Origin of the sequence: Streptomyces sp. NBC_00425, from assembly GCF_036030735.1 — a bacterium.
Classification (GTDB): domain Bacteria; phylum Actinomycetota; class Actinomycetes; order Streptomycetales; family Streptomycetaceae; genus Streptomyces.
In genome coordinates this window covers 2,939,150-2,956,944 of sequence record NZ_CP107928.1, presented here as the reverse complement: position 1 = coordinate 2,956,944, position 17,795 = coordinate 2,939,150, and the positions used below count along the sequence as shown (strand labels likewise).

The window sequence follows — 17,795 nt, the reverse complement described above, 5'->3', positions numbered from 1 at the left end:
GGCCGGGCCGGGCGACGAGGCCCGGGACCGGTCCCAAGCGGGCGTCCTTGACGGGGGACCGTCGCCGCAGGCCGTCTTCCGTACCGGCGGCCTGCGGCGCACTGCCGGGGCGGCGCATTGCCCAGCGGGTCATGCACGTCCGGTGACCATCGAGACTTCTCGCTGCGAGTGCCTCGACGTCGGCCGACCGAGTGGGCTTGCGCAGGCGGGAAGGGACTGCTCAGCCATGGATCGGCGGTCTCTGGATAGCCGGGCGGGATGCCACGAGGATGAGGGCATGGACAAGAGAGAACTGGCGGCATTCCTGCGCCACCGGCGCGAGACGCTACGGCCCCGCGACGTCGGGCTGGTCGAGGGGCCGCGCAGGCGTACGCAGGGGCTGCGCCGCGAGGAGGTCGCGCAGCTCGCCGGCATGTCCACCGACTACTACGCCCGGCTGGAGCAGCAGCGTGCTCCGCAGCCCTCCGTACAGATCACCGCGGCGCTCGCCCGGGCGCTGCGGCTGACCCTGGATGAACGCGATCATCTCTTCGTCCTCATCGGCCACAACGCCCCGGCCCGTTTCCACCGCTCCGACCACGTCAGCCCGACACTGATGCGGGTCCTGGACCGCCTGGACGATACCCCGGCCCTGGTAACCACCGACCTGGTCGACACCCTCGCGATGAACCCCTTGGCCGTCGCGCTGCTCGGCGACCAGACCCGTCACACCGGTCTGGCCAGCAGTGGCTACTACCGCTGGTTCATGGACCCGGCCGAGCGCCTGGTGTATCCCGAGGAGACCCACGAAAGCCACGGCCGTGCCCAGGCGGCACGCCTACGGGCCGCGCTGACAGCCGGCAGCGACACCCCCCGAGCCGCCCGGATCCTCGCCGAACTCCAGGAACACAGCCCCGAGTTCGTCCGCATGTGGGAATTGCAGGAGGTCGCCCGCTACGGCGACTGCAAGACCCTCCTCCATCCCGAAGTCGGCCGCATCGACGTCGACGTCCAGCTCCTGTACACCGAGAACCGCGCCCAGACTCTGGTGGTGCTGACCACCCGCCCCGGCACGGAGAGCCACAGCAAACTCGAACTGCTCTCCGTCATCGGACGCCAGCAGCTCACCCCCTGACGTCCCGGACCGGGGACCGGGCCGGTTCGTGCTGCAGGGGCCGGACAAGGGCACCCTGGAATGGTGCAGCCGGCACGGCTTCTGCCCTGCGCTCTGCGGCCAGATATGTCGGCCCCTGCACTTCCGGGCTCCCGTGGTCGGGCCGCCGGTTTGACCGGATGCCGCCTCCGTTTTAGTCTCGAATGCATACGGAGGCAGCATCCGTTTTGATGCGTCCGCAGGACCACGGCAGGCAGGAGGGCGCATGAGTGCCGGTGAACAGCGGGGCCGCAAGCCGCGCGCGGACGTCCAGCGCAACCGCGCGGCCCTCCTGGAGACCGCGCAGCGGCACTTCCTGCGGCACGGGATCGGCACCTCCCTCGAAGCGGTGGCCAAGGAGGCGGGCGTCGGGCCCGCCACCCTGTACCGGCACTTTCCCACCCGGGAGGCGCTGCTCGCGGCCGTGCTACAGACCCGCTCCGAGGAACTCGTGGCCCGCCGGACAGGCATCGAGCAACTCGGCGACCCCGCCGAGGCGCTGGATCAATGGCTGCGGGCGATGGAGGAGTACTTCAGCGCCTACAGCGGCCTGCCGGAACCGCTCATGGCCGCGGCCCGCGCACAGGAGCCGGACAGCCCGCTCACGATTCCCTGCGACATCCTCATCACCGCCACCGACCAGTACGTGCGAGCAGCACAGCGCGCGGGACACGTGCGTGCCTCGGTGCGGGGGCACGACCTGTTCCTCGCGGCCTGCTCCGTGGCCTGGATCAAGGGCACCGGTACCGAGGAGGAGTCGCTCGACCGGCTCCGCACCCTCATCGCGAGCGGCTACCGCCAGCGGGACACCCAGGCGTAGACCGCCAGGCGTCCCGCCCCCGCAACGCCAGGCGGCACCACCGCACGGCCATCACCTCGCGCTGCCCTCAGGGGCGGCACAACCTCTCAAGGGACAAATAATGAAAATTACTGTCATAGGCGCCGGTGCCATCGGCGGGAACCTCGCTGTCAAGCTCAGCACGGCTGGTCATGACGTCCAGGTGGCCGATGCCCGCGGCCCCGAGGCCGTCCGGGCGGAGGTGCTGGAGTCCGGGGCTCGCGCGGTGGACCTCGCCGACGCCGTCCAGGGCCGGGATGTCATCGTCCTGTCGATCCCGTTCGGGGTGGCGGGCCAGCTGGCGGACCTGTTCGCGTCGGTGCCCGACGAGACGGTGGTCATCGACACCGCGAACTACTACCCCGGCATGCTCAGCGAGCCGATCGAGGCGGTCGACAACGGCCAGGTGGAGAGCGTGTACACCGCCGAGCAGCTGGGCCGCCCCGTGGTCAAGGCATGGAACGCCGCCCTGGCAGAGACCCAGCGGGCCAAGGGTGTTCCGGCCGGAGCACCCGGCCGCCTCGCCATCCCCGTCGCCGGTGACAACGAGCAGGCGCGGCGCGTGGCCATGAGCCTGGTGGACGACACCGGCTTCGACCCCTACGACGCCGGGACACTGGCCGACTCCTGGCGCCAGCAGCCCAACAGCCCCGCCTACTGCACCGAGTTGACCCTCGCCGAGCTGCCCGCGGCCCTGGCCGCGGCCGACCGCACCAAGGACGCCGCCATCCGCGACAGCCTCCCGGAACGCATCGCCGCCCTCGGTGCCAACCTCACCGTCGACGACGTCGTCGAGATGAACCGCGCCGCCCACCGCTGAGACACCCGGCGCCGCTCTCGTCCAGGCAACGACACGAGAGCGGCAACGCCGGCGCGCCGCGAACACACACGACGAACACGAAGAACGGCGCTCACTTCGGCAAGGCCGCCATTACTCACCCGCACCACCGCGTCCGCGGCCGGCCCGCAGCCCCGAGAACCCCGGTCACAGACACCGGGGTTCCGTTTCGGACAAGGAGTTTCACCATGAAGATCGGCATTCTCGGCACCGGGAACATCGGCAAGACGCTGACCAGGCGGTTGAGCGCGGCCGGGCACGAGGTGAAGGCGGCCAATTGGCCGGGACCGGCTCCGAGGCCGCGGTCACCATCTTCATGATCGCCTGATAGTTGGCGGGCAGCGCGCTCTCGTCCATGCCCGGCTCGCGGTGCGGGACCAGTCGCATCCCGCGCGCGCCCGGAGTCGTCACCCGCTCCAACTCCTCGGCCACGTCCGGGTCGTCGGCCTGCCCGCTCCGCTCGGCCTCAATGAACTGCCCGATCACCATCTCGGCGGCTTCCAGCCGGACCACCTCGGCATCGATCTCGGCGAGCTCCTTGCGAAGCCGTTCGGCGCGATCGGCCAGCACCACTCTCCGCTGCATCACCCAGACCAGTATGTCCGCCACCAGCAGCCCCCTTCCCACCCGGCTCTCCTCGGAGCCTGCGAGGCACTCCCAACCCCACATCGCGATTCCGGCGAACCGGCAACGCGTCGGATGATCACCTGCTACCGATCACACCCCCGACCGGCACGAGCACCTCAGTCTCCGCCCACACCAGCCCCACGACCAGCGAACTCAGTTTGAGCAACGCTCAATGGCAGTTGCCGGCTAGCCCGCAACCCCTGCCACAGCGCGCCTCGAAGACCCCCCCGCTGCTGTCCTGCCCCCGCGCCGGTAAGAGGTTGCGGAGCCAGCGGTGCATCAAGCAACGTTCGCCCTGTTCACATCTCGCGTAGCCGGACCGAGGGCGGCGCGTTGCAGGGCGCCACCAAACGTCCTGTCTCACAGGTCCGCTCGGATCGCAGCAGGTCGGGACCATCCCGATGCCCCGCCGGGCGTCGGGATGACGCCGAGCTGCTGAAGGAGGCCGAGGAGATCCTTGCTCGACCGCTTTTCGGCGAGCTTGCCGTTCTCGATGCGGTGAATCACCGTCGCGGTCATCGTGATCGGCCTGCCGGTGGCAGGGATGCCCGGGAGGTCCCTCTCATGGTTCGCACCTGGTCGCGGGACTCAAGCAGGTGTTCCGTCTGTTCTGGGAGGCCACACCCGGAACCCACGAGATCGAAGACCAGATCGCGGAGGGTGACAAAGTCGTGACCCGGCTGAGGGCCCGAGGACTGCACAGGCGCCTTCGGGGGCGAGGACCGTCACCGGCGCCAGCCGCCGCAGAAGGCGCACACGCCAGGTCAGTGCCTGCGCGCAGCCCTCGTCCGGCACGTCCAGAACGGCCAGCGGACGTGGCCGTCGGGTCAGGAGCTCGCCATAGGCCTGCAGCGCCCCCCAGGGCCAGGGGTTGACCATCGCTGGTAGCAGCTGCGTTCTGCGTGCCTCTCTCAGGAGGCGACCGCTCCGCTCCCGGGCAAGGGAGATCACCACACACGGCACAGCGAGGTGTCCGCCCTGGCGGCATCGGCCCGTCCGCACGGTTCGTCCTCGATCGCGGGATGCAAGGCGAGTGTCCGCGGGAAGCGCCGTACGTCTCCGTGTTCTTGCATCGTCTCGCGTGTTTCCTCGTTCTTCTCAGGGTGTCAGGGCGAGCCTTCTCCGCGCGCGCGCGCGAGGCCAGAGGTCAGCGGCTGACGCGTATCTTCGACTGGCCGTGCGGGCGTTCCTCCCAGTCGTCCATGAAGCAGGCATGCAGGCCGTGCTTGCGGGTCAGGGCCAGGAGGGTCTCGGTGCGGTAGTAGAAGTCCTCGCGCAGAACCTGGTGTTCGGCGCCCTCGGTGCGGTCGAAGGTGAAGTCGAAGAACCCGGTGTCGGTCAGCACCCGGCCGACGTGGGCGAGGCACTCCTCGATGACGTCCAGCGGCGAGTGGGAGAAGACGCTGTGCGCGTGGATGACGTCGAAGTGGTCGCTGGGCAGGAAGTCCAGGGTGAGGTCGCCGGTGATGGTCAGGTGCGGCAGCTTGTCCTGGAGGTGGCGCTCGGCGAGAGTCCTCTTGGCGGCGATCAGGATGTCGGGCGAGATGTCGATGCCGTAGTAGTGGCCGGCGTCGAGGTGGTCGATGAAGCGCCAGCCGCCGCGCAGGTTGCCGCAGCCGATGTCGAGCATGCGGTGCTCGGGGCGCAGCCCGTGCTCGGTGAGGTAGTCGAACTGCATCTGCCCGAGCGCCAGCCAGCGGTCATGGGTCTGACTGCCGACCGCGGCTTCGGGGTTGCGGCGGGTGTCGGAGGCCATGACGGCCCGGTAGTAGCCGACGTGGTCGGGGTGCTTCAGGCGCAGCCAGGCGTCCCGGCCGGCCCGGCTGAGGTATGGGGCGACGCGGCCGGGGTGGCGCAGGGCGTAGCCGACCTTGTGGGTGAGGGCGGCGCGGTTGTTGCGCAGTTTCTTCGGTGACTTGGCGTCTGCGGGCATGGCGAAGCGACCTCCGTGCAAAAGGGGCCCCGGGTGAGGGGATGAAGGGGTGCGGGACGAAAGGGGTATGGGGTGTTACAGGTGACGCAGCATGGTCAGACGCGGCGGCGCAGGAGCAGCATGGTGACGGCCGTGAGCAGGAGGGCGAGGCCGCCGAGAAGGGCTGTGTCGGTCCACTGGAAGGTCCAGTAGTCGCTGGCCGGGTTGGCCTCGTAGAAGCGGGCGACGTAGCCGTGCTGGGCCATGCACTCCTTGAGCTGGGCGCTTGAGGGGAAGGGGCAGTTCATTACGTCGTCGTAGCGGCCGGAGGCGGTGATCAGCCCGTAGTGGCCGGTCGACCACTTCTCGTCCATGGGTGGCTTGGGGATGCTGCCGGCGCTGGTGTAGGTGTGCGGCGGGACCAGCAGGCGGGTCCTGTGCGTCCACTGCAGCAGGAGGGTCGTCGCCCCTGTCACCAGGAGGGTCAGACCCATCGCGGCCAGCACCCGGCGGGCCAGCAAACCCAGCAGTGTGCCGGCCGCCAGGCCGAACAGGGCGGCTGCGACGACACTCGGGCCCGAGCCGCTCAGGGCGGTGTTCTCGTACCAGAACAGGCCGTAACTCCGGTCCGCGGCCGGTTGCCACCACCACGCGAACAGCCCCGCGAGCACGCCGGAGACGGCCACCGTGGTCACCGCGGCGAGCGCCATCCGGGAGGCGAACCACCGGCCGCGGCTCACGCCTTGGGCGAGGACCATGCGGTGCGTGCCCAGTTCCCGGTCGCGGCCCAGCAGGGGCGCGCCCCAGAAGACGCCGATGATGACGGGCAGCACGATGTTCAGCGTGCCGAGGTACTTCAGCGGCTCGATGTCCAGCAGCAGGGGCACGCCGGTGTCGGACTGCGTGCAGTACAGCGGTCCGGTGCCGCAGTGGTCGAACAGTCCGCTGTGCAGGGCGTCCAGCATGCCCGAGCGGTTGTACGCGGCGATCGCCGCGGCGGTGGCCAGTGCGGCCGCGCCGACGCCGGCCAGCACTCGCTGCTGACGCCAGGCGAGCCAGAGGGAGCCGTGCCAGAGAGAGCCGGTTCGGAGGGAGCCGTTCACGCCGCCGACTCCGTCCGCCCGGCGCCGGCCGGGCGCAGCGTGTCGTTGGCCTGGAGGTAGCCGATCAGGATGTCCTCCAGCGTGGGCCGCTCGGCGTGCCAGTCGCCGCGCAGTGGTCCCTGCTGTCGTATCAGGGCGGTCAGCTGTCGGCCACCGGCGCGGCGGTGGACGACGGTGTGCCGTGCGGCCAGGGCGTCGGCCTGGTCGGCGTGTCCTGTCAGTACGGTGTGGTTCTCGCGCAGCGCCTCGGCGTCTTCGCTCAATTCGATGCGCCCGTCCCGCAGGACCAGTACCCAGTCGCAGGTCTGTTCCAGTTCGGGCAGGACGTGCGAGGACAAGACGATGCTCGTGCCGCGCTCGGCGGCCTCGGTCATCAACGCCGCCATGATCTCGCCCCGTGACACGGGGTCGAGGTCGGCCATCGGCTCGTCGAGCAGCAGCAGTTCGGGCCGCTTGCCGAGCGCCAGGGCGAGCGCGACACGGGTGCGCTGCCCGGGGGACAGTTCCCCTACGCGGGCGGCGAGTGCGATGCCGCCCTCGCGGACGGTCCGCTCGGAGGCAGCCTGGTCCCATGAGGCGTTCAGCTTCTGCCCCATCAGCAGGGTGTCCGCCACGGTGAAGCGGGGGTAGAGCGGTTTGTCCTGGGTGAGCAGTGCGACCCTGGCGCGGGCCCCGGGCGTGCCGGGTGCGGTGTCCAGTACCCGTATGTCCCCGGTGCGGGGGCGTAGCAGGCCGCCGGCCAGGTGCAGCAGGGTGCTCTTGCCGGCGCCGTTGCGTCCGACGAGGGCAGTGATACGGCCCCTGGGCACGGTGAACTCGCAGTCCTGCAGGGTCCAGCCGCCGCGCACCCGATACCGGAATCCGAGTCCAGTGGCGCGCAGCGCGGCCGGCGCGTCAGGCCCGGTCATGCTTCCTCCATTTTCTGCTCCCGGTCGCCCGGGGAGTGCTCGTCTTGCTCGTCTTGCTTGCTGTCGTGGGCGTCCAGGGCGGCTGCGACCAGGGCCAGGATGTCGGCCCTTTCTAAACCCGCCGCACGTGCGCGTGCCGTCCAGTCGGTGAGTTCCGCGCGCAGGGGTGAGTCGTCCTCCGCGCCGGGCCGGGCGAGCGACCGCGTCACGAAGGTCCCCAGACCGCGGCGCAGTTCGACCAGGCCGGCCTGCTCCATGTCGCGGTAGGCCCGCAGCACGGTATTGGGGTTGATGGCTGTCGCCGCCACCACTTCCCTGGCCGTGGGCAGCTTGTCCCCGACCTTCAACGTGCCCATCCGCAGCGCCCGTTCGGTCTGCTCCACGATCTGCACATAGGCGGGAACGCCGCTGCCACGGTCGATCCGGTACTCGACCACATCACCTTCCATGACCAACAGTGTGCTTCCATTAATGAATTAATACAAGCATGATGGAGGCGTTGCTGGGATGTCAAACAGGAGCACTGCAGGTGTGGCCCTCGTAGCCGCCGCCGTACTGACCCTCGCCGCGGTGGCCCAGCAACTGCTGCTGGCCGCGGGCCTGGGCAGCCTGCTGCCCGGCTGGCAGCCCTGGCCCTTCCTGCTGGGCGCGGCCCCCGCCTGGTGGCTCGCCCGCCCCTGGTGGCGGCGGGCGGACCCACCCCGGCCGCTGGTGGTGGCGATGCGTGTGCTGCGCCGGATACCGGGCGCGGCATACCTGGTGGCCGTGCTGGCCCTGACGGCCGGAATCTGGGCAGCACTCCAGGACCACGAGCCTTATCTGGGACACGAGGAGGCCGTGTACGCCAACAAGGCCCGCTCCTGGGCCGACGGCACCCCCGACGCAGGCTGGGGCCCCTACCGCCCCCTCGGCCTCCCCGTGCTGGGGCGCCTGGCGCTCACCGTCCACGACGACGTGGGCAGCCTGCGCGCGGTGGCCCTGCTGCTCACGCTCTTCACCCTCACCGCGACCTACGTCGTCGCGGCCCGCTGGACCACGCCCCGCCGCGCCGTGGTGGTCGTCCTTCTCCTGCTCTCCGGCCTCGGATTCCTGCGCCGCGTCCCGGAGTTCCTCAACGACATCGGCACCGCCGGCCTGCTGCTGATCGTCGTCTTCCTCCTCACGCGCGCCCAGGAAGTACGGCGCTCCCACGCCCTGCCCGTCGCAGCCGCCGTGGCGGTGGCCGCCTTCTACCTGCGCTACGGCAGCGTGGGCAACCTCCTGGCGATAGCTGGGGCCGCGCTGTTCGCCTACGGCCCGCGCGCCTGGCTCGCCCAGGGCCGCCGCCTCGCCGCAGCACTGGCCATCTTTGCCCTCGGCCTGCTGCCGCACTTCGTCCACGCCGCGCAGGTCACCGGATCCCCGCTCGGCCTGATCCTGTGGGCCGGCTCCCAGGCCAACCGCACATACGTGGGCGACGGCCTCGCCTACTACCTCGCGATCTTCCCTTACCGCCTGGCCGGAGACCTGGGAGCGGTCGTGATGACCGTCGGACTGCTCTTGGCGGTACGCGCCCTGCGCGACGGAGACGGTGGGGCGCGCGCCACACGCCGTGTGTTTCTGGGCTCGACGTCCGTCCTCGTCTTCGTCGTCCTCGGTCTGGTGACGGACGGAGAACCGCGGTTCGTCTACCTCCCGGTCATCCTGCTCACCCTCCTGGGGGTCGAGGCCCTGGCGGAACTGACCGGGCGCAGGAACAGGGGCCTGCTCGCCGCCGTCGCCGGACTGGCCGGCCTGACCACCGTCGGCACCGCCCAGATTGTGGCCCACGCAGCGATGCCCGGCCCCGACCGCCTCAGCCGCTCCACCGTCCCGGTCGCCGAGCGGCTCGCGACGGGCGGCCCCTGCCTCCTGGTCACCGGCTACGAACCGGAGATGGGCTGGTACTCGGGCTGCGACGCGGTCACCTACGCCCAGTACCGCCGCACGACCCCGCCCCCGGGACACCACACGACCCTGGTCCTCTTCGAGCACGGCCGCCTGCAACCGGACGACGCCGCCCTGGCCCGCCTCATCGGCGACCGCGGCACCACCGTGCGCACGACCCCCACGGACGGCGCGCTGGGCACGGCGACAACGATCACACTGACTCCCTCGTGACGTCGGTGGGGACGGTGGGACCCCTGCCGTCGTACCCGAGCTTCCTGAGCGAGCAGGCTCTCGAGCCCTGACCGCTCTACTGGGGCCGGCCCGGGGCATCGTCCTGCCGCGAGCGGGGCTGTACGGCCTGGTCCAGCTCACACGCTCCACCGTCTCCGGCAGTGGCTGCCCCAGCGCCCAGCCGATCACCATCTCGGCGACCGCGCGGCCAGGACGCGGTCGGGTGCTTCGTGGACGAGGAAGTGTCCGGCGCCGGTGACGACGGCGGAGGTGGCGTGGGGGGCGGCGTCCTGGACGGTCGGCAGGAATATGTCGGCGACGCCGGCCTGGGTGATCATGCGGACCGGGATGGTCGGCGGGGTGTCCTGGAGTGTGGTGTTGTCGGCCTCGTCCTGGGTCAGGGTCCGGTAGAGCCCGAAGCCGGCGTGCAGGACCTGGGGGCGGGAGTACACCCGGACGAACTCGGCCAGTTCGTCGTCGGAGACGTTCTCGCCGGCGGTCTTCACACTCTGGAAGAAGTGGGTGAGGAAGGTTTCGACCCGGCCGGTGACCAGTTCCTCGGCGAGCGGATTCTGCATGAAGAAGGAGAAGTGCCAGAACATCGATTCGAGGGTGGCGAACTTCAGGTTCTTGCCGACGAGGGCGGCGTCCATGAGGAACAGGCCCGCCACCTGGTCGCGGTGCTGGGCGGCCAGTGGGTAGGCGACGTTGAGGCCGTGGTCGTGGGCGACGACGTGTACGTTCTCGTGGTGGCCGAGGTGGTTGAGCAGCTTGTGGACGTAGGTGGCCAGGACCGTCTTGGTCATGGAGGGCGGGTTTCCGGTCGAGTCGCCCATGCCCGGCAGGTCGATGGCGATGACGGTGCGGCCGGGCAGCAGCGAGGGCATGATCGGGCGGTACTCGTACCAACTCTGCGGCCAGCCGCGCAGCAGCACCATGACCTGCGGGCCGTCGTCGCCGATGAGTAGTGCATCTGTACGTCGTCGATGGTGGTGAAGCCGTGCCGGAAGTGCTTGTTGAACTCGGCGTCGTCCTTGGTCGCCGCGTCGTAGCCGGGGCTGAGCGGCTCCTCCGCCCCGACGGCTACGGCGGTGGTGAAAGCGTTCATGGCGGTGTTACGTCTTTTTTAGGGGTCCTTGCAGGAAGATCGTGTTGTGGCACGGTGGAGAATGTACGTAATCCCGTGTTTTCTGGGCGCTGTGACCAGCCGCGGCGGAAGCCGTGGGAGGTCGGTGACGGGTTGTGGGTGGTCATCGAGCCGCTGTTGCCGAAGCATGAGCGGCGGTTCCGGTACCCGGGGCGTGAGCGGATCGATGACCGCAAGGCGCTCCAGGGTGTGCTGTTCGTCCTGTACACAGGTGTCCAGTGGGAGTTCCTGCCGTAGGAGTTGGGGTTCGGTTCCGGTCCTGCCTGCTGGCGGCGGCTGGCCGAGTGGCAGGAGGCCGGGGTGTGGGAGGAGCTCCAGCGGGTGCTGCTGGACGGGTTGCGGGCGGCGGACCGTCTCGACTTCTCCCGCGCCACCATCGACGCCTCTCATGTGCAGGCCAAGCGGGGGCGCAGCAGCCCGAAAGTCGGTCCGAGCCGGTTGACCGCGGGCGGCCGGGCTCGAAGCATCACGTGCTGACCGATGCCCGCGGCACGCCGCTGTGGGTGTCGCTGACCGGCAGTCACCGCCACGATGTCACCCGGCTTCTGCCGCTGATCGACAGCCTTGGGCCGGTGCGGGGCAAGCGGGGCCGCCCCCGGCGCAAACCCAGGATGCTGTATGCCGACCGCGGCCACGACTACGACCTCTATCACCGCCGACTGCGCGAGCTCGGCATCACACCGAAGATCGTTCGACGGAGCCAGCAGCACGGCTCGGGCCTGGGCAAGGTCCGCTGGAACGCCGAGTCCGCCATCGCCTGGCTCCATGGCCCTCGCGCCTGTGGATCCGGTGGGAAGTACGCGACGACATGCACGACGCCTTCCTGCAACTCGCCCACTGCATGACACTCGCCCGCAAGCACCCGGCTTTCTGAAAGCACCCCCTAAAAGCGATGTGGCCACGTGAGATGGATGACCCGCCGGGAAATGCGCCAGCCGTCACTTGAAGCATCTCAACTTCCGCCACGGTGAGCGAAGTTCACGCCTTCGGGTGTAGATGAGCCAGGAGACATGCTCGACCAGCTCGTGCGGGACGTCGAGCGTGGAAGGATGCGGAACCAACGAAGCCCCCCGACCGTCGGCGTGTTGAGTGAGATCATCACACCAACGACGAGGGGCTTCGCCACGTCACCCACCTGACCAGCCTGTTTCACTCCTCAGACCCCAGGATGAAAGAGGTTCAGTAACGGCCATTTTGCAGCTTTTCTGTCACCGGTTGCTGCTTCGTGAACCTCGAAGGCGAGTAGACCGTCCTGCCTGACTCTGACCAGATCGCCTCGACCGAGAACAGTTGATTCTGCCCGCGTGTCAGAGACGACCGGGCTGTCTCGTCTCAGGTTGCGAAGACAGGTTCTGAGAAGAACCCCACCTCGACAACAGGGAGCTGGGCATGAGCGAGCGGACGACACATCAGAAGGTCGCGCTGGTTACCGGGGCGAACAAGGGGATCGGTCGTGGGGTTGCCGAGCAACTCGCTGCGCTGGGCATGACGGTCCTGATCGGTGCCAGAGACCTGCGGCGCGGTGAGGAAGCCGCTGTGGCGGTGCGCGCGGCCGGCGGAGACGTGCACGCCGTCGCCTTGGACGTCACCGACCAGGCCACCGTCCAGGAGGCCGCGAAGCAGGTTGAGGAGCGCTTCGGCTACCTCGACGTACTGATCAACAACGCCGGCATCACCGGCTCTGGGCAGGTCTCGCCCGAAGAGGCCCACGACCAAGTCCCCAGCTCTGTCGACTTGGACATGGTCCGGGCGGTGTTCGAGACCAACGTCTTCGGGGTGATTGCGGTGACCAACGCCATGATTCCACTGCTGCGGCGGTCGCCGGCACCACGCATCGTCAACGTCAGCAGCCACGCCGCGTCGTTGAGTCTCACCAGCGATCCGGACGGCCCCTTCGCGGCACTGCTGCCGTCGGCTGCATATTCGCCGTCCAAGAGCGCACTGACCGCGCTGACCGTGCAGTACGCCATTGAGCTGCGGAAGGACGGCATCCTTGTCAACGCAGTCGCCCCCGGCTTCGTCGACACGGACAGCAACAACCACACCGGATTCCTTACGGTCGCGCAGGGTGCCGCAGGCGTGGTGCGCCTGGCCATGCTCGGCGCGGATGGCCCGACCGCCGGATTCTTCAGTGAGGAGGGCCCGGTGCCCTGGTGATGGTGGCCCTGGACAACGGGGCGTTCGGCGGGCCGGGCGCCATAGCCGGTCCGCAGGTGCCCGGCCCTGCTGCCGGCCACACGACAGGCAGTGGTAATTGATGGCCGAGGGGCGCGGCTTCTCCAGCTGGGAGCCGACGCCACCCTCGTGGCGGCAGAGATTCAAGGAGGAGCCGGCGTGACGAAGACGGAAGAGTTCCAGGACCTGCGGCCGCTGCTGTTCTCGATCGCCTACCGGATTCTGGGCAGTGTGAGCGAGGCCGAGGACGCGGTCCAGGAGGCCTGGCTGCGCTACCAGGCCACCTCCACCCAGCCCGGGTCGGCCAAGGCGTTCCTGTCGACCGTGGTCACCCGGATCTCGATCGACGTGCTGCGCTCAGCCCGCGTCCGGCGGGAGGAGTATGTCGGACCGTGGCTCCCCGAACCGCTGCTGACCGACCCGTACGAGGATCCGGCGCGGTCGGCGGAGCTGGCGGACTCGCTGTCGATGGCGGCCCTGCTCCTGCTGGAGAGGCTCACCCCTCTCGAACGCGCGGTCTTCGTGTTGCGGGAGGTGTTCGCCTTCGGCTTCCCGGAGATCGCATCGGCCGTGGGGCGGTCGGAGGCGGCGTGCCACCAGCTCGCGGTGCGGGCGCGCCGTCACATGGACGCGGGCCGGGCCCGGTTCGAGGCGGACCGGAAGGAGCGCGAGGAACTCGCCGAACGGTTCTTTGACGCCTTTCGGGAAGGGGATGTCGACGGGCTGGCCGAGCTGCTGGCCGCCGACGTGTCGATGATCGGCGACAGTGGCGGCAAGGCCCCGCGGTTCAAGCCGGTCGTCCTTGGTGCCGGGCACGTGGTCCGGGTGCTCGCGGCGTTCGTGCCGCTGGTTATCAGGAGCGGTGGTGTTGTGGAGCCGCGGCAGGTGAACAGCCAGCCGGGCGCGATCTTCCGCGACCGGGACGGCCAGGTCCTCAGCATCTGGGCGCTCGACGTACTCGACGGCCAGATCCAGACAATCCACACGGTGAACAACCCCGATAAGCTCGGGCACGTCGGTCCAGTAGCGGACGCCTGGGTGTCTCTCCGTGAGGCGAACCAGGCAGACCGGCCCAAAGATTGACCGAAGAGCCGACTGCGCTCCAGGGCTGGGTTGCAGGGGCTCAGGCCGACACCGGCGGGCTGGCGTAACGGAGGTGCCCGGGCTGTCCTCGCCCCCCGTACGGGTTGGCCGCGATGGTCGGCACCCACCAAGAGGCCATCTTGGGTGACACCTACCCGAGAAGCTCGAACCGGTTGCCACCGACACTCAGGGCGTTCTCGCTGGTCATCCTAGTAGTGCTTCGTTACGTTGGGTGATCTCTGCTGGTGGTGGGCATCCTCTCCGGTATGAGATTGGGGGAGGTGGAACGGCTCTGGGGTGAGTTATCGGAGTTCGTTGCCGATGTGTTCGCTTCCGTGCCGCGGCGGGATCAGCGGCGGTGGGGTGAGTGTTATCTGCGGGGTCTGATGCTGGACGGTCGGCGGAAGTCGGTCCAGCCGATGGCTGAGCGGCTGCCGGACGGGAACATGCAGGCCCTGCAGCAGTTCGTGAACCAGTCGCCGTGGGATCCGCGGCCGGTGCGGCGGCGGATCGCCGAGCGGCTGGCCGAGGCGATCACGCCCGAGGTGTGGGTGATCGACGACGTGTCGTTCCCCAAGTGCGGCACCGCGTCGGTGGGGGTGGCCCGGCAGTACTGCGGGGCGGTCGGCAAGCGGGCGAATTGCCAGGTCGCGGTCAGCGTCCATGCCGCCCCCGACACCGCGTCCTGCCCGCTGGACTGGCAGTTGTATCTGCCGCGCGAGTGGGCGGATGAGCCGGACCGCCGCCGCAGGGCCGGAGTCCCCGACGGCACCGGCCACCAGGAGAGTGGCGTCTGGCGCTTGGCCTGCTCGACACACTCGCCGCCTGGCGGTTGAAGTCGCCGGTGGTGGTCGCCGATGCCGGCTACGGCGTCAGCACCCCATTCCGGCTCGGTCTCGAGCAGCGAGGGCTGGCCTATGTCCTGGGCCTGACCGGAAAGGAAGTCGCCCATCCGGAGGATGCCGAGCCGCATCGGCCCCGCTGATGGCGGGCTCGGGCCGCCGACGCTGCCCCGTTACCGCATCCCACCGCGGGCCGTCTCCGCCCTCGCAGTCGAGGCCGGTGCCGGCCGGTTCACCGAGGTGACCTGGCGCCAGGGCAGCAAAGGCGCGATGAGCTTGCGGTTAGCGGTGCTGAGGGCCTGTCAAACGAGCGGCCCTGTCTCACATTCGGTGGTCACACGGCCCTGCGCACCCTGCTGCGCATCCCCTTGCCCACCGGCCGGGTGCCCCGCGTGATCGGCGTCGACGATTTCGCCCTGCGCCGACGGCACCGCTATGCCACCGTGATCATCGACGCCGAGACCCATGAGCGGATCGACGTACTGCCCGACCGCACGGCCGACACCCTGGAAGCGTGGCTGCACGAACATCCGGGCATCGAGGCCGTGTGCCGCGACGGCTCAACCACCTACGCCGAGGCCATCCGCCGCGCTCTGCCAGACGCGGTGCAAGTCGGTGATCGCTGGCATTTATGGAAGAACCTGTGCGAAGCCGCCCTGCGCGAGGTGAAGGCACGCAGCACCTGCTGGGCCACCGTACTGGACGCACCGATCTACCACGGGCCCCGCACTCAGACCACCCTCGAACGCCGGCACCAGGTCCTGGCCTGCTCGAGAAGGGCGTGGGCCTGCTCGATGCGCCCGCCGACTGCAACTGGCCCTGAACACCGTCAAACGCTACGCCCGAGCCGACCGGCCCGAGCGTATGCTCCGCGTCCCCAAGTACCGTGCCGGCCTGCTCGATTCCTACCGCGAGCACCTACGCAAACGCCGAAGTGAAGACCCCGGCGTCCCCGTCCAGCACCTCTTCGAAGAGATCAAGACCCTCGGCTTCACGGGCTGCCCGAACCTTCCGCACAAGTACATCAACCAAGGCCGCGCGGACGCCGACCGCAGCCATATCTCGCCACGCCGACTCGCCCGGATGCTGCTGACCAGACCCGACAACCTCAAGCCCGAGCAGCACGAGCTCCTGGCCAAGCTCGCCGCCGCCTGCCCCGAGATGACGCAACTGGCCTCAGGCATCAGAGACTTCGCCCCGCTTCTTACTCCACACACCGACAATCCCGACGTGCTCACGCGCTGGATCGCCCAAGTCCGAACAGCCGATCTGCCCCACCTACACGCCTTCACCCGGGGCCTGGACCGGGACATCGACGCCGTGATCGCCGCCCTCACGCTTCCGTACAGCAACGGCCCTACCGAGGGCGTCAACACCAAGACCAAACGGATCGCACGCCAGATGCACGGACGAGCAGGCTTCACCCTGCTTCGCCACCGCATCCTCCTCGGATAACAGCACGCTCCGTCACCACCGGATGCGAGACAGGGCCGAACATTTTACAGTCCGGAACCGGCGCGTTCTGCAGTTGGTCGGGTGGAATGGATCTTCTTCCACGGCAGTTGACGCGATAGTCGCTGTTCGATCTGCCACGTCATGGGAGCCGTCGTGATTCACGTCGAGGTCACTCAGCCCGTCAACGATCAGTCTCAGGCTGGTCAGTACGTGCTTGACCGTGACGAGGTGTGGGCTGGTCTTCGCAGCAAAGCGGAGAATGCTGTCCCGTTCGTTGTCGGAATGTCAGAGTGCACCGTACTGGAGCGCAGGCAGGACGGCTTGGTGCGCGAGGTAGTGGTACGCGGTGAACGGATCCGCGAGGATGTCTCCTTCCAGGAAGGTCAGCGTGTCAGTTTCCACCGTCGGGACGGCCGCGCTACGTGGGTGATTCACAACGAGATTGGTGAGGATGAGTCCGGCGGCCTGACCCTGACCTTCGCCAACGAGGTCCTGTTCCATGGCCAGGCAGCCGGGGCAGACCACGACAGCGAGGCCGCCGAGCGCATGCGTGTCAGCACCCTGCAGGTCGTGCAGAACACTCTGGAAGTCATCCGAGGGATGTCCGCAGCGCGTGCCGCCGAGCACGCCGGATAAACCGCACCGGCGGCCCGCTCGTTCAGACGCGGAGCCAGAGTCGGATTGCGGCGACGGTTACGGTGCCGTGGAAGACGTAGGCGCCCTCGTCGTATCTTGTCGCGACGGCCCGGGAGTTCTTCAGCGCGTTGATCGTTCGCTCGACTTCGTTCCTGCGCTCATGGATCGTCTTGTCGAAGCCGGTGGGGCGGCCGCCCTTGCTGCCGCGTCGTTGGCGGTTGGCCCGCTGGCCTTTCGGCTCGGGGATGGTGTGCTTGATCTGGCGTCTGCGCAGGTAGCGGCGGTTGTGGCGGGAGGAGTACGCCTTGTCTCCGCCGAGGCGGTCGGGGCGTGTGCGGGGTCGGCCGCCATCGAGTCGGCCCACCCAGATCCGTTCCATGACGGGGACGAACTGTGGAACATCCCCCCACTGACCCGGCGTGATCAGAAAGGCGAGTGGTCGTCGCCCACCTTCCCTGGCGAGGTGGATTTTGCTGGTCAGGCCGCCCCGGGAGGGTCCGAACCCCTCGTCGGGGCGGCGCTGCCAGGGCGTGCGTCTTTTCCCGGGGACTCGCGGGGCCTTCTTACGGCTCCGGCGGCATGTTGATGCGCCCGGCAGGAGGTGAAGTCCACGCTCACCATCGACCAGTCGATGCGGCCCTCCGCGTCGGCGTCGGCCAGGACGGCCGCGAAGATCCTGTCCCAGATGCCGTCCGCCGACCAGTGTCTGTGCCGCTCGTACACGGTCTTCCACGAGCCGAAACGCGCAGGAAGATCCAGCCACGGCACCCCCCTTGCGCTGCCGGTACAGGATTCCCTTGATGATCCTGCGGTGGCTCGCCCAACGGCCGCCCTGCTCAACCGACTTCGGCAAATGCGGCTTCAGTCGGGCCCATTTCTCGTTCGTGAGATCCTCCCGCCTCATGGACATGCCAACGAGCCGAACCCGGAACGGTTGCGCGATCCGTCGGACACGCCCCT

12 protein-coding genes and 7 pseudogenes are annotated in these 17,795 nt (G+C 68.9%); 11 read left to right on the top strand and 8 right to left on the bottom strand.

What is annotated here, in order from left to right:
- Positions 1 to 277 precede the first annotated feature (277 nt).
- The 4 genes and pseudogenes from OHS82_RS12345 to OHS82_RS12330 form a co-directional block, all read left to right on the top strand.
- Positions 278 to 1,114 (top strand): helix-turn-helix transcriptional regulator, encoded by an 837-nt coding sequence (locus OHS82_RS12345; RefSeq protein ID WP_046917628.1) that lies wholly within the window; start codon positions 278 to 280, stop codon positions 1,112 to 1,114.
- 244 nt (positions 1,115 to 1,358) lie between these two features.
- Positions 1,359 to 1,952, top strand: a complete 594-nt coding sequence (locus tag OHS82_RS12340) for a TetR/AcrR family transcriptional regulator (RefSeq protein WP_046917629.1) — start codon at positions 1,359 to 1,361, stop codon at positions 1,950 to 1,952.
- A 100-nt stretch (positions 1,953 to 2,052) separates the two neighbouring features.
- A complete protein-coding gene (locus tag OHS82_RS12335; RefSeq protein ID WP_046917630.1) occupies positions 2,053 to 2,790 on the top strand; it encodes an NADPH-dependent F420 reductase in 738 nt (245 codons plus the stop codon).
- Positions 2,791 to 2,996: 206 nt separating this feature from the next.
- A pseudogene (locus tag OHS82_RS12330) lies at positions 2,997 to 3,098 on the top strand (NAD(P)-binding domain-containing protein); the annotation flags it as partial.
- A 697-nt stretch (positions 3,099 to 3,795) separates the two neighbouring features.
- Here OHS82_RS12330 and OHS82_RS12325 read toward each other — a convergent pair.
- The 5 genes and pseudogenes from OHS82_RS12325 to OHS82_RS12305 form a co-directional block, all read right to left on the bottom strand.
- A pseudogene (locus tag OHS82_RS12325) lies at positions 3,796 to 3,993 on the bottom strand (ester cyclase); the annotation flags it as partial.
- Between the two features lie 589 nt (positions 3,994 to 4,582).
- Positions 4,583 to 5,368 (bottom strand): class I SAM-dependent methyltransferase, encoded by a 786-nt coding sequence (locus OHS82_RS12320; protein WP_046917632.1) that lies wholly within the window; start codon positions 5,366 to 5,368, stop codon positions 4,583 to 4,585.
- Positions 5,369 to 5,463: 95 nt separating this feature from the next.
- A complete protein-coding gene (locus OHS82_RS12315) occupies positions 5,464 to 6,450 on the bottom strand; it encodes a transporter (protein WP_046917633.1) in 987 nt (328 codons plus the stop codon).
- The gene (locus OHS82_RS12310; protein ID WP_328433869.1) at positions 6,447 to 7,358 is read right to left on the bottom strand and encodes an ABC transporter ATP-binding protein; all 912 of its coding nucleotides are present in this window, start codon (positions 7,356 to 7,358) and stop codon (positions 6,447 to 6,449) included. Before OHS82_RS12310 ends, OHS82_RS12315 begins: the two co-directional genes overlap by 4 nt.
- Positions 7,355 to 7,807 (bottom strand): GntR family transcriptional regulator, encoded by a 453-nt coding sequence (locus OHS82_RS12305; RefSeq protein ID WP_046917635.1) that lies wholly within the window; start codon positions 7,805 to 7,807, stop codon positions 7,355 to 7,357. The genes OHS82_RS12310 and OHS82_RS12305 overlap by 4 nt, the downstream gene beginning before the upstream one ends.
- Positions 7,808 to 7,889: 82 nt before the next feature.
- Between OHS82_RS12305 and OHS82_RS12300 the strand changes: the two genes are divergently transcribed.
- The gene (locus tag OHS82_RS12300; protein ID WP_328433868.1) at positions 7,890 to 9,497 is read left to right on the top strand and encodes a glycosyltransferase family 39 protein; all 1,608 of its coding nucleotides are present in this window, start codon (positions 7,890 to 7,892) and stop codon (positions 9,495 to 9,497) included.
- Between the two features lie 185 nt (positions 9,498 to 9,682).
- On the opposite strand, the gene OHS82_RS12295 is transcribed toward OHS82_RS12300, so the two are convergent.
- Positions 9,683 to 10,435: an alpha/beta fold hydrolase gene (locus tag OHS82_RS12295; RefSeq protein ID WP_328433867.1), complete on the bottom strand. Its 753-nt coding sequence runs from the start codon at positions 10,433 to 10,435 to the stop codon at positions 9,683 to 9,685.
- A 245-nt stretch (positions 10,436 to 10,680) separates the two neighbouring features.
- Here OHS82_RS12295 and OHS82_RS12290 point away from each other — a divergent pair.
- Positions 10,681 to 11,518, top strand: a pseudogene (locus OHS82_RS12290) (IS5 family transposase).
- Between the two features lie 70 nt (positions 11,519 to 11,588).
- Here the strand turns inward: OHS82_RS12290 and OHS82_RS43520 are convergent.
- Positions 11,589 to 11,705 (bottom strand): annotated as a pseudogene (locus tag OHS82_RS43520) (IS5/IS1182 family transposase); the annotation flags it as partial.
- Between the two features lie 328 nt (positions 11,706 to 12,033).
- Here OHS82_RS43520 and OHS82_RS12285 point away from each other — a divergent pair.
- The 5 genes and pseudogenes from OHS82_RS12285 (at position 12,034) to OHS82_RS12260 (ending at position 16,835) form a co-directional block, all read left to right on the top strand.
- Entirely contained in the window at positions 12,034 to 12,801 is a 768-nt protein-coding gene (locus tag OHS82_RS12285; RefSeq protein WP_266726578.1) for an SDR family oxidoreductase, read from the top strand.
- A gap of 177 nt (positions 12,802 to 12,978) precedes the next feature.
- A complete protein-coding gene (locus OHS82_RS12280; protein ID WP_328433866.1) occupies positions 12,979 to 13,902 on the top strand; it encodes an RNA polymerase sigma-70 factor in 924 nt (307 codons plus the stop codon).
- A gap of 266 nt (positions 13,903 to 14,168) precedes the next feature.
- Positions 14,169 to 15,041: pseudogene (locus OHS82_RS12275) on the top strand (IS701 family transposase); the annotation flags it as partial.
- Positions 15,042 to 15,079: 38 nt separating this feature from the next.
- Positions 15,080 to 16,199, top strand: a pseudogene (locus OHS82_RS12265) (ISL3 family transposase); the annotation flags it as partial.
- A gap of 153 nt (positions 16,200 to 16,352) precedes the next feature.
- Positions 16,353 to 16,835 (top strand): SRPBCC family protein, encoded by a 483-nt coding sequence (locus OHS82_RS12260; protein WP_328433863.1) that lies wholly within the window; start codon positions 16,353 to 16,355, stop codon positions 16,833 to 16,835.
- 22 nt (positions 16,836 to 16,857) lie between these two features.
- On the opposite strand, the pseudogene OHS82_RS12255 reads toward OHS82_RS12260, so the two are convergent.
- A pseudogene (locus tag OHS82_RS12255) lies at positions 16,858 to 17,739 on the bottom strand (IS5 family transposase).
- Between the last annotated feature and the right edge of the window lie 56 nt (positions 17,740 to 17,795).